Annotated in this window: 12 protein-coding genes; 4 read left to right on the top strand and 8 right to left on the bottom strand. The window is 52.2% G+C overall.

The window, feature by feature from the left end; translation table 11 throughout:
• From thiG to FDW96_RS15305, 4 genes are all read left to right on the top strand, one after another.
• Entirely contained in the window at positions 1-771 is a 771-nt protein-coding gene (gene thiG, locus FDW96_RS15320; protein ID WP_042314233.1) for a thiazole synthase, read from the top strand.
• Positions 768-1,901: a 2-iminoacetate synthase ThiH gene (thiH, locus tag FDW96_RS15315; RefSeq protein ID WP_137365919.1), complete on the top strand. Its 1,134-nt coding sequence runs from the start codon at positions 768-770 to the stop codon at positions 1,899-1,901. Before thiG ends, thiH begins: the two co-directional genes overlap by 4 nt.
• Before the next feature lie 812 nt (positions 1,902-2,713).
• Positions 2,714-3,019: a PTS sugar transporter subunit IIB gene (locus tag FDW96_RS15310; protein WP_042314237.1), complete on the top strand. Its 306-nt coding sequence runs from the start codon at positions 2,714-2,716 to the stop codon at positions 3,017-3,019.
• A gap of 4 nt (positions 3,020-3,023) precedes the next feature.
• A complete protein-coding gene (locus FDW96_RS15305) occupies positions 3,024-3,341 on the top strand; it encodes a PTS lactose/cellobiose transporter subunit IIA (RefSeq protein ID WP_042314239.1) in 318 nt (105 codons plus the stop codon).
• Positions 3,342-3,459: 118 nt separating this feature from the next.
• On the opposite strand, the gene rpoC is transcribed toward FDW96_RS15305, so the two are convergent.
• From rpoC to secE, 8 genes are all read right to left on the bottom strand, one after another.
• Complete coding sequence (gene rpoC / locus FDW96_RS15300) at positions 3,460-7,683, bottom strand: DNA-directed RNA polymerase subunit beta' (RefSeq protein WP_038636118.1); 4,224 nt, start codon at positions 7,681-7,683, stop codon at positions 3,460-3,462.
• 76 nt (positions 7,684-7,759) lie between these two features.
• On the bottom strand, positions 7,760-11,788 hold the full coding sequence (gene rpoB, locus FDW96_RS15295; protein ID WP_003033111.1) for a DNA-directed RNA polymerase subunit beta: 4,029 nt from the start codon (positions 11,786-11,788) through the stop codon (positions 7,760-7,762).
• A gap of 320 nt (positions 11,789-12,108) precedes the next feature.
• On the bottom strand, positions 12,109-12,474 hold the full coding sequence (rplL, locus tag FDW96_RS15290) for a 50S ribosomal protein L7/L12 (RefSeq protein ID WP_000028882.1): 366 nt from the start codon (positions 12,472-12,474) through the stop codon (positions 12,109-12,111).
• A 66-nt stretch (positions 12,475-12,540) separates the two neighbouring features.
• Positions 12,541-13,038, bottom strand: coding sequence for a 50S ribosomal protein L10 (rplJ, locus tag FDW96_RS15285; RefSeq protein WP_005132895.1), 498 nt, complete (start codon positions 13,036-13,038; stop codon positions 12,541-12,543).
• 293 nt (positions 13,039-13,331) lie between these two features.
• Entirely contained in the window at positions 13,332-14,039 is a 708-nt protein-coding gene (gene rplA, locus FDW96_RS15280; protein ID WP_042314242.1) for a 50S ribosomal protein L1, read from the bottom strand.
• Positions 14,040-14,042: 3 nt separating this feature from the next.
• Positions 14,043-14,471, bottom strand: coding sequence for a 50S ribosomal protein L11 (gene rplK, locus FDW96_RS15275; protein WP_038636105.1), 429 nt, complete (start codon positions 14,469-14,471; stop codon positions 14,043-14,045).
• 157 nt (positions 14,472-14,628) lie between these two features.
• A complete protein-coding gene (gene nusG / locus FDW96_RS15270) occupies positions 14,629-15,174 on the bottom strand; it encodes a transcription termination/antitermination protein NusG (RefSeq protein WP_003033125.1) in 546 nt (181 codons plus the stop codon).
• A 1-nt stretch (position 15,175) separates the two neighbouring features.
• A complete protein-coding gene (gene secE, locus FDW96_RS15265; RefSeq protein ID WP_053389755.1) occupies positions 15,176-15,559 on the bottom strand; it encodes a preprotein translocase subunit SecE in 384 nt (127 codons plus the stop codon).
• Between the last annotated feature and the right edge of the window lie 291 nt (positions 15,560-15,850).

Here is a 15,850-nt window from a genome sequence, read left to right as displayed (position 1 = left end):
ATGTTACGTATTGCCGACAAAACGTTTGATTCACATCTGTTCACCGGTACCGGGAAGTTTGCCTCATCGCAACTGATGGTCGAGGCAATTCGCGCTTCCGGCAGCCAGTTGGTGACGCTGGCGATGAAGCGCGTGGACCTGCGCCAGCACAACGATGCGATTCTGGCGCCGCTGATTGAAGCGGGCGTCACGCTGCTGCCCAATACCTCCGGGGCGAAAACTGCCGAAGAGGCGATCTTCGCCGCCCAACTGGCGCGTGAAGCGCTGGGCACCCACTGGCTGAAATTAGAAATCCATCCGGATGCCCGCTGGCTATTGCCGGACCCGATCGAAACGCTAAAAGCTGCCGAGGCGCTGGTGAAGCAGGGCTTCGTGGTGCTGCCCTACTGCGGCGCGGATCCGGTGTTGTGCAAGCGGCTGGAAGAGGTCGGCTGCGCGGCGGTAATGCCGCTCGGCGCGCCGATCGGTTCTAACCAGGGGCTGGAAACCAAAGCGATGCTGGAGATTATTATCCAGCAGGCGACCGTGCCGGTGGTGGTCGACGCCGGGATCGGCGTGCCCAGCCACGCGGCGCAGGCGCTGGAAATAGGCGCCGACGCGGTGCTGGTCAATACGGCGATCGCCGTGGCGGACGATCCGGTGATGATGGCGACAGCGTTCCGTCTGGCTGTTGAAGCAGGCTTGCTGGCTCGCCAGGCGGTACCCGGAAGCAAAAGTTCACACGCAAGCGCCACCAGCCCATTAACCGGATTCCTGGAGGCTTTCTCATGAAAACGTTCAGCGACCGCTGGCGACAGTTGGACTGGGACGACATCCGCCTGCGCATCAATGGTAAAACCGCCGCTGACGTGGAACGCGCGCTTAACGCTCCACAGCTAAGTCGTGACGACCTGATAGCACTGCTCTCCCCCGCCGCCGCCGATTACCTTGAACCGCTGGCGCAGCGGGCGCAAAGGCTGACTCGCCAGCGCTTCGGCAACACCGTCAGTTTTTACGTGCCGCTTTATCTCTCAAACCTCTGCGCCAATGACTGCACCTACTGCGGTTTTTCTATGAGCAACCGCATCAAACGTAAGACGCTGGACGAGGCAGAAATCGCCCGCGAGTGCGCCGCCATCCGCGAGTTGGGTTTTGAACACCTGTTGCTGGTTACCGGCGAGCATCAGAGCAAAGTGGGTATGGACTACTTTCGCCGCCATCTCCCGGCCATTCGCCAGCAGTTCTCATCGCTGCATATGGAAGTGCAGCCGCTGGCAATTGAGGAGTATGCCGAGCTGAAGACGCTGGGGCTGGACGGAGTGATGGTGTATCAGGAGAGCTATCATGAAGCGACTTATGCCCATCATCATTTAAAGGGGAAAAAGCAGGATTTCTTCTGGCGGCTGGAAACACCGGACAGGCTGGGCCGTGCGGGAATCGATAAAATCGGTCTTGGCGCGCTGATTGGTTTGTCTGACAGCTGGCGGGTGGATTGTTATATGGTCGCCGAACATCTGCTGTGGATGCAGCAGCATTACTGGCAGAGCCGCTACTCCATCTCCTTTCCTCGTCTGCGCCCATGCACCGGGGGCGTTGAACCCGCATCTATCATGGACGAGCGACAGTTGCTCCAGACCATTTGCGCGTTTCGTTTACTGGCACCGGAAATTGAGCTGTCGCTCTCCACCCGCGAATCCCCCTGGTTTCGTGACCATGTGATCCCGCTGGCGATCAACAATGTCAGCGCCTTCTCGAAAACCCAGCCCGGTGGTTATGCCGATAACCATCCAGAGCTGGAACAGTTCGCCCCGCACGATGACCGTCGCCCCGAAGCCGTTGCTGAAGCACTCATGGCGCAGGGATTACAGCCCGTGTGGAAAGACTGGGACAGCTATCTGGGGCGCGCTGCGCAGATACCGTAAACCCGGAGCGATCGCATTAAACAAAAGCCCTGACTATTGCAGTCAGGGCTTTAAGTTACTACAAACTTCAGATTTAACATTAATAAACTTAACGATTTAGTACTGCTGATGGTACTACTTTAAAATGTACAGGTTTACCACAGATAATATTGGATATTGATGCTAACTAAAACTTTCCTCTATTTACCGTTAAACACATTCCACCGGCTTGATAATAGAACTCAAGGCTGGTGACCTAAACAAGTACACTTCCCCTCGCGACATATACTCTTTGATGCGTTGCCTTATTTCCCTTGCGATAAACAAAAAACATGAATCGCAAATATTTACTTTTAAATCATGGCGTTACATCGTCGCGTTTTACTAACTTTTTGCGATTAGATAAATCAACTACGTGGCCTGAAAGCATTGTCGAAGTGAAAAAATAGCGTTTTCAGCATCGACTATCCCAAACAAAAAATACTTCGTGGCCTTTATCGCAACCCCCAATAAAGCTTTACTAACACTTACTACGTTAACAGCAAACTACTATTTCCCTGCTGTTAAGCATTAACATACGGGTTTAAAAAACGCTGTCAATACTGTTTTTTATAACATGTTTTTATTGACAGTAATTATATACTCCTGCATGTGATAAGCGAGCCAAAAGCCGCCAGCCTCGGTACTGATCGTTGAGTTTTGCCTCTTTTTGTAACCGGTTTCAGAAAAAGTGGTTTTCTTTGTGATGCCTTACACACAATCGTTGCAAAGCAGTTGTTGCTACAGCTGGCTCGCGATAATTATCAACCCACACATGTTGAGCGAGACTGCTTATGAAAAACATCGTTTTATGCTGTGCCGCCGGAATGTCCACCAGCATGCTGGTACAAAAGATGAAAGATGCCGCCCAGAAAAAAGGTGTCGACGTCACGATCAAAGCTGTCCCGGTGGCTGAGTTTGAAGATAATATCGCCACTGCAGATATCGTGTTGCTTGGTCCACAGGTTAAATATGAGCAGGCCAAGCTGCAGGCGCTCGCCGACCCGCTAGGCAAAAAAGTTGCCGTTATCGATATGATGGATTACGGCATGATGAAAGGTGATGCCGTACTGGAAAAAGCGCTGAAACTACTGGAGTGATGATATGGAAGAGTTAGAAACGATCATCATGGAATTATTGGTCAACGCCGGAGCCGCTCGCAGTCAGGCACTGACAGCGCTACAACTGGCGCGTAAAGGTGACTTTACTGGTGCGGAACAAGCAATGGTGGAATCACGCGAGTACGTCAAACAGGCACATAAAATCCAGACCCAACTGATCGGGATCGACGAAGGCACAGGCAAACTACCGGTCAACCTCATTACCGTACATTCGCAGGACCATCTGATGAACGCGATGGTGATTCAGGATTTGGCGGGCGACATGATTGAGCTTTATCGGCGGTTACCACCGTTAAATTAATGACACTGCCGGATGGCGGCTTTGTAACCGCACAGGCCGGATAAGATCAGCGCCATCAGGCATAACATAGACATAAAAAAACCCGCCGAAGCGGGTTTTTTAGTATGGTCAGCAACGATTAATCGTTGTCAGAGCCGCCCAGGCCGGCGTTCAGCAGTTCTGCCAGGCTGGCAGACGCATCTTCAGCAGTCACCTGCGGAGCAGCTGGCAGTTCGCCCGCTGCGCGACGGCGCATACGATCCTGGTGGTACGCGTAACCGGTACCGGCCGGGATCAGACGACCCACGATGACGTTCTCTTTCAGACCGCGCAGTTCGTCGCGTTTGCCCGCAACGGCTGCTTCGGTCAGCACGCGAGTGGTCTCCTGGAACGATGCCGCGGAGATGAACGACTCAGTTGCCAGAGACGCTTTGGTGATACCCAGCAGATCGCGGGAGAAGGTTGCGCCCACTTTGCCGTTCGCTTCCAGCTCGCGGTTAGCGATCTTGACGCGGGAGTATTCAACCTGCTCGCCTTCCAGGAAGTCGGAGCTACCAGCGCTTTCGATGGTGGCTTTACGCAGCATCTGACGAACGATAACTTCGATGTGTTTATCGTTAATCTTAACACCCTGCAGACGGTATACGTCCTGAACTTCGTTAACGATGTAACGAGTTACAGCATGCACACCACGCAAACGCAGGATGTCGTGCGGCGCTTCCGGACCGTCGGAAACCACGTCACCACGTTCTACACGTTCACCTTCGAACACGTTAAGCTGACGCCATTTCGGAATCATCTCTTCGTAAGGTTCGCTACCGTCTACCGGGGTGATAACCAGACGACGCTTACCTTTGGTTTCTTTACCGAAGGAAATGATGCCGCTGATTTCAGCCAGGATTGCCGGCTCTTTCGGACGACGTGCTTCGAACAGGTCCGCAACGCGCGGCAGACCACCGGTGATGTCCTTGGTACCGCCGGATTCCTGCGGAACACGGGCCAGGGTGTCACCAGAGCTGATCTGTACGCCATCTTCCAACTGAACAATCGCTTTACCCGGCAGGAAGTACTGAGCCGGCATATCGGTGCCAGGGATCAGAACGTCGTTGCCCTGAGCATCAACAATTTTCAGTGCCGGACGCAGGTCTTTACCACCCGACGTACGCTCTGCAGAATCCAGAACGACCAGAGAAGACAGACCGGTCAGCTCGTCGGTCTGACGAGTAATGGTCTGGCCGTCGATCATGTCAGTGAAGCGGACAAAACCACTCACTTCGGTGATAACCGGCATGGTGTGCGGATCCCAGTTCGCTACGGTTTCGCCGCCAGCAACCTGTTCGCCATCACCTTTCGCCATAACGGAGCCGTAAGGCACTTTATAGCTTTCTTTGGTACGACCGAATTCGTCGATCAGTTTCAGTTCGGTGTTACGTGAGGTGATAACCAGTTTACCGCTGGAGTTAACAACCGACTTCGCGTTGCTCAGACGGATGCTACCTTTGTTTTTCACCTGGATGCTGGATTCAGCAGCCGCACGAGATGCCGCACCACCGATGTGGAACGTACGCATCGTCAGCTGTGTACCTGGTTCACCGATGGACTGTGCCGCGATAACGCCGATTGCTTCACCTTTGTTGATGATGTGGCCACGCGCCAGGTCACGACCGTAGCAGTGCGCACATACACCAAAGTCGGTGTCACAGGATACAACGGAACGAACTTTCACGGAGTCAACAGAGTTCTCTTCCAGCAGGTCACACCACTGTTCGTGCAGCAGCGTGTTGCGTGGAACCAGAATATCCGCGGTACCCGGCTTCAGAACGTCTTCAGCAGTCACACGACCCAGAACGCGATCGCGCAGCGGCTCTTTAACGTCACCACCCTCGATAACCGGGGTCATGGTGATGCCTTCCAGAGTGCCGCAATCGTCCTCAGTAACAACCAGGTCCTGCGCAACGTCAACCAGACGACGCGTCAGATAACCGGAGTTCGCTGTTTTCAGTGCGGTATCTGCCAGACCTTTACGCGCACCGTGAGTAGAGATGAAGTACTGGAGTACGTTCAGACCTTCACGGAAGTTCGCGGTGATTGGCGTTTCGATGATGGAGCCATCTGGCTTCGCCATCAGACCACGCATACCAGCCAACTGACGAATCTGTGCTGCAGAACCACGCGCACCGGAGTCGGCCATCATGTAAATGCTGTTGAAGGAAACCTGCTGCTCTTCTACGCCGTCACGGTTAATAACGGTTTCAGTTTGCAGGTTATCCATCATCGCTTTGGATACACGATCGTTCGCCGCAGCCCAGATATCGATAACTTTGTTATAGCGTTCGCCAGCGGTTACCAGACCAGACTGGAACTGCTCCTGGATCTCAGCAACTTCAGCTTCCGCTTCAGAGATGATCTCGTGTTTCTTCTCTGGGATGACCATGTCATCAATACCAACAGATGCACCTGAACGCGCTGCATAAGCAAAGCCGGTGTACATTGTCTGGTCAGCGAAGATAACGGTCGGCTTCAGGCCCAGAATGCGATAACAGGTGTTCAGCATTTTGGAGATGGCTTTCTTGCCCAGCGCCTGGTTGACGATGGAGAAAGGCAGACCTTTCGGTACGATCATCCACAGAATGGCGCGACCAATGGTCGTGTCTTTCAGGCTGGTGTGCGCAACGAATTCGCCGTTTTCATCTTTTTCATATTCAGTGATACGCACTTTAACGCGCGCATGCAGAGAGGCCAGGCCAGCGCGATAGATACGCTCTGCTTCTTTCGGGCCAGTCAGCACCATGCCTTCGCCTTTGGCGTTAACACAGTCACGGGTCATGTAATACAGACCCAATACAACGTCCTGAGACGGAACGATGATAGGTTCGCCGTTCGCCGGAGACAGGATGTTGTTGGTAGACATCATCAGCGCACGCGCTTCGAGCTGGGCTTCCAGCGTCAGCGGTACGTGAACAGCCATCTGGTCACCATCGAAGTCGGCGTTATATGCCGCACAAACCAGCGGATGCAGCTGGATAGCTTTACCTTCGATCAGTACCGGTTCAAATGCCTGGATACCCAGACGGTGCAGGGTTGGTGCACGGTTCAGCAGTACCGGGTGTTCGCGGATAACTTCGTCCAGGATATCCCAAACGACAGCTTCTTCACGCTCAACCATTTTCTTAGCGGCTTTGATGGTGGTGGCGAGGCCACGCAGTTCCAGCTTGCCGTAGATGAACGGTTTGAACAGTTCCAGTGCCATTTTCTTCGGCAGACCGCACTGATGCAGACGCAGGTATGGACCTACGGTGATTACAGAACGACCGGAGTAGTCAACACGCTTACCGAGCAGGTTCTGACGGAAACGACCCTGTTTACCTTTGATCATGTCAGCCAAAGATTTCAGAGGACGTTTGTTAGAACCGGTGATCGCACGACCGCGACGACCGTTATCCAGCAGGGCGTCAACCGCTTCCTGCAGCATACGTTTTTCGTTGCGTACGATGATGTCCGGCGCAGCCAGATCCAGCAGACGTTTCAGACGGTTGTTACGGTTGATCACGCGACGGTACAGATCGTTCAGATCTGACGTTGCGAAACGACCACCATCGAGCGGAACCAGCGGACGCAGATCTGGCGGCAGAACCGGCAGAACGGTCAGGATCATCCACTCTGGCTTGTTGCCAGACTGTACGAAAGCTTCCAGCAGTTTGATACGCTTGGTCAGCTTCTTACGCTTGGTTTCGGAGTTGGTTTCGTTCAGCTCTTCGCGCAGAGTTTCACACTCTTGCTCCAGATCCATGCTCTTCAGCAGGGCCTGAATAGCTTCCGCACCCATCTTCGCGTCGAATTCGTCACCGAACTCTTCCAGCGCGTCCAGATACTGCTCTTCAGTCAGGATCTGTTGACGTTCCAGGTTGGTCATACCGCCTTCGATAACCACATAAGATTCGAAGTACAGTACGCGTTCGATATCGCGCAGCGGCATATCGAGCAGCAAACCGATACGGGACGGCAGCGATTTCAGGAACCAGATATGCGCGGTCGGAGACGCCAGCTCGATGTGGCCCATACGCTCACGGCGTACTTTGGTCTGGGTCACTTCAACGCCGCACTTCTCACAGATCACACCACGATGTTTCAGGCGCTTGTACTTACCGCACAGGCACTCGTAGTCTTTTACCGGCCCAAAGATACGGGCGCAGAAAAGGCCGTCACGCTCAGGTTTGAACGTACGGTAGTTGATGGTTTCCGGCTTCTTAACTTCACCGAAAGACCATGAACGGATCATGTCTGGCGAGGCCAGAGCAATTTTGATCGCATCAAACTCTTCGGTTTTAGTCTGCGCTTTCAGAAACTTTAATAAATCTTTCACGGATTTGCTCCCGTCGGAGTTAGCACAATCTGGCGCTGGCTGTTACGCCAGCACCAGTGACCTGTTTGATCGAGAGTTACTCGTCTTCCAGCTCGATGTTGATACCCAGCGAACGAATCTCTTTCAACAGTACGTTGAAGGATTCCGGCATGCCTGGTTCCATCTGATGGTTGCCGTCCACGATGTTTTTATACATCTTAGTACGACCATTCACGTCATCAGACTTAACGGTGAGCATTTCCTGCAGGGTGTATGCCGCGCCATATGCTTCCAGCGCCCACACTTCCATCTCCCCGAAGCGCTGACCACCGAACTGAGCCTTACCACCCAGCGGCTGCTGAGTAACCAGGCTGTAAGAACCGGTAGAACGCGCGTGCATCTTGTCATCAACCAGGTGGTTCAGTTTCAGCATGTACATGTAGCCAACGGTAACCTGGCGCTCGAACTGCTCACCGGTACGACCGTCGAACAGGGTAATCTGACCGGAAGTCGGCAGGCCACCCAGCTGTAACAGTTCCTTGATTTCAGACTCTTTCGCACCGTCGAATACCGGCGTTGCGATCGGCATACCTTTTTTCAGGTTTTCAGCCAGACGCAGAACTTCTTCATCGCTGAAGGTATTCAGGTCAACTTTCTGACGAACATCTGAACCCAGATCGTAAGCACGCTGGATGAATTCGCGCAGTTTGGCGACTTCCTGCTGCTGTTTCAGCATGGCGTTGATCTTATCGCCGATACCTTTCGCAGCCATACCCAGGTGGGTTTCAAGGATCTGACCGATGTTCATACGCGATGGTACGCCCAGCGGGTTCAGTACGATATCTACCGGCGTACCGTTAGCATCGTGTGGCATATCTTCGATCGGGTTGATCTTAGAGATTACACCCTTGTTACCGTGACGACCTGCCATCTTATCACCAGGCTGGATCCGACGTTTAACCGCCAGATAAACCTTAACAATCTTCAGCACGCCCGGTGCAAGATCGTCGCCCTGAGTAATTTTACGGCGTTTCGCTTCGAGTTTTTTCTCGAACTCGTGTTTCAGTTCGTCGTACTGCTCAGCCAGTTGTTCCAGCTGATTCTGTTTCTCTTCGTCGGTCAGGCCGAGTTCTAACCAGCGGTCACGCGGCAGTTTGTCGAGCTTCTCAGCTTCAACGCCACCGGAAACCAGCACAGCGTAGATACGGCTGAACAGACCAGCTTCGAGGATCTGCAGTTCTTCAGACAGGTCTTTCTTAGCCTGCTTCAGCTGCATCTCTTCGATTTCCAGCGCACGTTTGTCTTTTTCTACGCCATCGCGAGTAAAGACCTGAACGTCGATAATCGTACCGGAAACACCGTTTGGCACGCGCAGAGAAGAGTCTTTAACGTCAGACGCTTTCTCACCGAAGATCGCACGCAGCAGCTTCTCTTCTGGGGTCAGCTGGGTTTCACCTTTCGGCGTTACCTTACCAACCAGAATGTCGCCACCGGTCACTTCCGCACCGATATAAACGATACCGGATTCATCCAGTTTGGAGAGCGCAGCTTCACCCACGTTCGGGATGTCAGCGGTGATCTCTTCCGGCCCCAGCTTGGTGTCACGGGACACACATGCCAGTTCCTGAATGTGGATGGTGGTGAAACGGTCTTCCTGGACAACACGCTCGGAGACGAGGATGGAGTCTTCGAAGTTGTAACCATTCCATGGCATGAACGCCACGCGCATGTTCTGACCCAGCGCAAGTTCACCGAGGTCGGTGGACGGACCGTCTGCCAGCACATCACCACGTTCAACCGGCTCGCCCAGAGATACGCAAGGCATCTGGTTGATACAGGTGTTCTGGTTTGAACGGGTGTATTTAGTCAGGTTATAAATGTCGATACCTGCTTCGCCCGGGTACATCTCGTCTTCGTTAACTTTGATAACGATACGGGAAGCATCCACGTACTGAACAGTACCGCCACGTTTAGCAACTGCAGTAACACCGGAGTCAACGGCAACAGCACGTTCCATACCGGTACCAACCAGCGGCTTATCAGCACGCAGAGTCGGAACCGCCTGACGTTGCATGTTCGCACCCATCAATGCACGGTTGGCGTCATCGTGTTCCAGGAACGGGATCAGGGACGCACCGACGGATACCACCTGCTGGGTGGATACGTCCATGTAGTCAACCTGGTCGCGGCTGAACAAGCTGGATTCGCCTTTACTACGGCAGGTAACCAGATCTTCTACAAAGTGGCCTTCGTCATCCAGGTTGGAGTTCGCCTGAGCGATAACGTAGTTGCCTTCTTCGATAGCAGACAGGTAATGAATTTCGTCAGTAACAACACCGTCGGTCACTTTACGGTACGGAGTCTCGAGGAAGCCGTATTCGTTAGTCTGTGCATACACGGACAGGGAGTTGATCAGACCGATGTTCGGACCTTCAGGTGTTTCGATTGGACATACACGACCGTAGTGAGTCGGGTGTACGTCTCGAACTTCGAAGCCTGCGCGTTCACGGGTCAGACCGCCTGGGCCGAGTGCGGAGATACGACGTTTGTGCGTAATCTCAGACAACGGGTTGTTCTGGTCCATAAACTGAGACAGCTGGCTGGAACCGAAGAACTCTTTCACTGCTGCGGAAATCGGCTTGGCGTTGATCATATCCTGAGGCATCAGGGTATCCAGATCGCCCAGAGACAGACGCTCTTTCACCGCACGCTCAACACGCACCAAGCCAACGCGGAATTGGTTTTCCGCCATTTCGCCTACGGAACGGATACGACGGTTGCCAAGGTGGTCGATATCATCGACTTCGCCTTTACCGTTTCGGATATCGATGAGCTTCTTCATCACTTCAATGATGTCGTCTTTGCTCAGGATACCGGAACCTTCGATTTCGTCGCGCAGCAGAGAACGGTTGAACTTCATACGACCAACCGCAGACAGGTCATAGCGGTCTTCGGAGAAGAACAGGTTCTCGAACAGGCTTTCAGCAGCTTCACGAGTCGGCGGCTCACCAGGGCGCATCATGCGGTAGATTTCTACCAGCGCGCTCAGACGATCGTTGGTTGGGTCGACGCGTACAGTTTCAGAAATGTACGGACCGTGGTCCAGATCGTTAGTGAACAGCGTTTCGATACGCTTGTGACCAGACTGGCTCAGCTTAGCCAGCAGATCCAGGCTCAGCTCCATGTTAGCTGCGCAGATCAGCTCGCCAGTAGATTCGTCAACGTAGTCTTTAGCCGCAACTTTACCAGCAATGTATTCAACCGGAACTTCGATATGCTTGATATCGTCTTTTTCCAGCTGGCGAATATGGCGCGCAGTGATGCGACGGCCTTTTTCGACGTAGACTTTGCCGTTAGCTTCAATGTCAAAGGAGGCGGTTTCACCACGCAGGCGTTCCGGCACCAGTTCCATCTGCAGCTTGTTGTCACGAATTTCGAAAACAACTTTTTCAAAGAACAGGTCAAGGATCTGCTCAGTGGTGTAGTTCAGTGCACGCAGAATGATGGTCGCAGGCAGTTTACGGCGACGGTCAATACGTACGAACAGGTTGTCCTTCGGATCGAATTCGAAGTCCAGCCAGGAACCACGGTAAGGAATAATACGCGCGTTATACAGCACTTTACCCGAAGAGTGGGTTTTACCTTTGTCGGAGTCAAAGAAGACGCCAGGACTACGGTGCAGCTGAGAAACGATAACACGCTCAGTACCGTTGATAACAAAGGTACCGTTGTCGGTCATGAGCGGAATTTCGCCCATGTAGACTTCTTGTTCTTTAATGTCTTTTACGGTGCCTTCCGGCGCTTCGCGCTCGTAGATCACCAGACGCAGTTTTACGCGCAGCGGTGCGGAATAGGTCACGCCACGGATCTGACATTCCTGAACGTCAAACACCGGTTCGCCAAGACGGTAGCTGACGTATTGCAGCTCGGAATTACCGCTGTAGCTCTGAATCGGGAAAACGGAACGGAAAGCTGCTTCCAGACCATACTGCCCTTCAGGATCTTGCTCGATGAACTTCTGAAACGAGTCAAGCTGGATAGAAAGGAGATAAGGTATGTCCAACACTTGCGGACGTTTACCAAAATCCTTACGAATACGTTTTTTCTCGGTATAGGAGTAAACCATTAGGGTTCCTCAGCTCGCTGACAAGTCGACCCATCTGTCCATTGAGCGGACAGTTTGTGCAACACTATTTTGTTGACCGGAAAATCGAATACTTTCCGCAATGCCTGTTGCTATCACGCTTAAACCATTTCATTGCGATTTACACAGAACTGACGCTCTGTCGCAGTATATTAAGACGTCGATAGAAACAAGCATTGAAAGGCACAGCAGTAGTCAAACAGTGTGAAACGCTACTGGCGCCTTACAGCGCAAAAAGGCTGGTGACTAAAAAGTCACCAGCCATCAGCCTAATTTCTTAGGCTGCAACCAGAAAAGTTGGCTTATTTAACTTCAACTTCAGCGCCAGCTTCTTCCAGAGATTTTTTCAGTGCTTCTGCGTCGTCTTTGCTCACGCCTTCTTTCAGCGCAGCCGGTGCAGATTCTACCAGGTCTTTAGCTTCTTTCAGACCCAGGCCAGTTGCGCCACGTACTGCTTTGATAACAGCAACTTTGTTAGCGCCAGCAGCTTTCAGAATTACGTCGAATTCAGTTTTTTCTTCAGCAGCTTCAGCCGGGCCAGCAGCTACAGCTACAGCAGCAGCAGCGGAAACACCGAATTTTTCTTCCATTGCAGAAATCAGTTCTACAACGTCCATTACGGACATAGCGGATACTGCTTCAATGATTTGATCTTTAGTGATAGACATTTAAATTGTTCCTGAAAATCAGAATAAGTTTATACGTAAGCAGATGCTTGAGAAAGGTAACTGCAATTAAGCAGCTTCTTTCGCATCGCGTACAGCAGCCAGAGTACGAACCAGTTTGCCAGCCGAAGCTTCTTTCATGGTTGCCATCAGGCGTGCAATTGCTTCTTCGTAGGTCGGCAGAGTTGCCAGGCGATCGATATTCGATGCGGTAATCAACTCACCTTCAAAGGCTGCGGCTTTGACCTCAAATTTTGCATTCGCTTTCGCGAACTCTTTGAACAGACGAGCAGCAGCGCCCGGGTGTTCCATAGAGTATGCAATCAGGGTCGGACCAACAAACGTGTCTTTCAGGCACTCGAACTGAGTACCTTCAACGACGCGGCGCAGCAGGGTGTTACGAACAACACGCATGTATACGCCAGCTTCACGACCTGCTTTACGCAGTTCAGTCATTTTATCTACAGTTACGCCACGGGAATCCGCAACTACTGCAGACAGCGCGCCTTTGGCTACTTCGCTGACTTCAGCAACAATCGCTTGTTTGTCTTGAAGATTTAAAGCCATTAGCTTTGCTCCTGGATGTTTGCCGGAACTCATGTTCCGGAACTCACTTCACTCCCCCCAACGGAGAGAGCGTCTAAATACGGTGAGCAGAAACAAGCCAGAGTATCAGAAATAATCTTAGCGTTCTGTCACCGTCTACGCAGGGCATTAAGTTTCTTGCGAAACACCTGCGGTCTTCGACGGAGGCCTGGATAGGCCAGGCTCCAACGAACAAATCTGTTGTCTATCGGCCGAAGCTAATAGAATCGTGGGCGAAGATTGTAGACAAATTCGCCGCCCACGTAAAGCTAATCTTAGACGTTCGCAGACGCGCTCAGACCAGCCTGATCAACGGCAACACCAGCACCCATGGTGGTGGAGATGCTAACTTTCTTGATGTACACGCCTTTTGCCTGAGTCGGTTTTGCTTTTTTCAGCGCAACCAGCAGAGCTTCCAGGTTTTCTTTCAGTTTGTCAGCGTCAAAATCCACTTTACCGATGGTAGTGTGGATGATGCCGTTTTTGTCGTTACGGTAACGAACCTGACCAGCTTTAGCGTTCTTAACAGCTTCAGCAACGTTAGGAGTTACAGTACCAACTTTCGGGTTTGGCATCAGGCCGCGCGGACCCAGAACCTGACCCAGCTGGCCAACAACGCGCATTGCATCCGGGGAAGCAATAACAACGTCAAAGTTCATTTCGCCTTTCTTGATCTGTTCAGCCAGATCTTCCATACCTACCAGCTCAGCGCCTGCAGCTTTAGCAGCTTCAGCGTTTGCGCCCTGGGTAAATACAGCTACGCGAACGGAACGGCCAGTACCGTGCGGCAGTACAGTTGCACCACGTACGTTCTGGTCAGATTTACGAGCGTCGATGCCGAGGTTAACGGCAACGTCCACGCTTTCTACGAATTTAGCAGTGGCCAGCTCTTTCAGCAGAGCAATAGCTTCGTTGATGTCGTACTGTTTAGTTGCATCAACTTTGTCACGGATCACGCGCATACGCTTGGTCAGTTTAGCCATTTCTTAGTCCTCCACTACCAGGCCCATGGAACGTGCAGTACCTTCAATGGAGCGAGTCATCGCTTCAATGTCGGAACCAGTCATGTCGGCAGCTTTGGTCTGCGCGATTTCCTGCAGCTGAGCGCGGGAAATTTTACCCACTTTGTCTTTGTTCGGCTTGCCGGAACCAGACTTGATACCAGCCGCTTTCTTCAGCAGTACTGCTGCCGGAGGCGTTTTGGTAACGAAAGTGAAAGAACGGTCAGCGTAAACGGTGATAACAACCGGGATCGGCAGACCTTTTTCAATGGAATCAGTTTTTGCGTTGAACGCTTTGCAGAATTCCATGATGTTCACGCCTTGTTGACCCAGTGCTGGACCTACTGGCGGACTCGGGTTAGCCATACCAGCTGCAACCTGCAGCTTGACATAGGCTTGGACTTTCTTAGCCATTCTAAATTCCTCTAGTTGGGTTATAGCGCCTCAAAGAGGCTCCCCGTGTTTGTAAATTCGTTTTACGGACAGGGTCCATAAAAACAAAAGGCGCGAAATTGTATTCCAATCTCGCGCCTTGTGCAACGATTAAATCGCCGCTTTTTTGATCGACGTGTTAGGCTTTTTCAACCTGGGCGAAGTCCAGTTCAACCGGAGTCGCACGACCGAAAATAGATACAGAAACTTTCAGACGAGACTTCTCGTAGTCCACTTCTTCAACTACGCCGTTAAAGTCAGCAAACGGACCGTCGCTAACGCGAACCATTTCGCCCGGCTCAAACATCGTTTTCGGACGCGGCTTATCACCAACCTGCTGCAGACGGTTCATGATCGCATCAACTTCTTTGTCGCTGATTGGCGCCGGACGGTCAGAAGTACCGCCGATAAAGCCCATCACACGCGGAACGCTGCGCACCAGGTGCCAGCTCGCATCATTCATGACCATCTGGACCAGTACATAGCCCGGGAAGAATTTACGTTCGCTCTTGCGACGCTGGCCACCACGGATCTCGACCACTTCTTCTGTCGGCACCATGACTTCGCCAAACAGCTCTTCCATATTTTGTAACTTGATATATTCGCGCAGCGACGTGGCAACGCGGCCTTCAAAACCGGAAAACGCCTGAACGACGTACCAGCGCTTTTTAGGGGCTTCAGACATCTTAGAACCTCAGGCCAGTGATAAAGGATACCAGGCGAACCAGAATACCATCCAGTCCCCACAGGATCAGTGACATTACTGCGGTAACCGCAGCCACAATTAATGTGGTGTGCAATGTTTCCTGGCGAGTTGGCCAAATGACCTTACGGACTTCGGTTCTCGCTTCACGGGCAAAAGCAACGGTCGCTTTACCTTTTGTTGTCAACAGCGCGACACCACCCGCTGCGGCAATCAGAATCACTACGGCCAGCGCACGCAGCGGCAGCATCATGTCACGATAAAGGTAGTTGCCAACGATAGCTACAAGCAGCAATATAGCGACAACAACCCACTTCATCGCTTCCAGGCCGCGCCCGCTTCCTTGAGCTTCGGTATTCGCACTCATAAACCAACCTGTCAGAAGTATTCTACAAACATTTTCACCCCGCGTAAGCGAGGCGATCCAAACCGAAATGCTCTGGTGCGTTTCGGACTAAACGCCCTCTTCAGAGCCTGTCTCAGCAATGATTATGACAAAAAAAATCACTGATGAGCCAGGTTCTGGTGTGAAAGCGTGCAAAAAGGGCATCAAATGATGCCCTTTTATTGCGCATTGCGTCAAATGTTATTCGGCAATTAGCTCATTACTTTGGCAACAACGCCCGCACCTACAGTACGGCCGCCTTCACGGATTGCG

Source organism: Citrobacter sp. TBCS-15 (assembly GCF_005280815.1).
In the GTDB taxonomy this organism is placed as follows: Bacteria; Pseudomonadota; Gammaproteobacteria; order Enterobacterales; family Enterobacteriaceae; genus Citrobacter; species Citrobacter werkmanii.
This window is presented reverse-complemented; position numbering and strand designations above follow the sequence as displayed.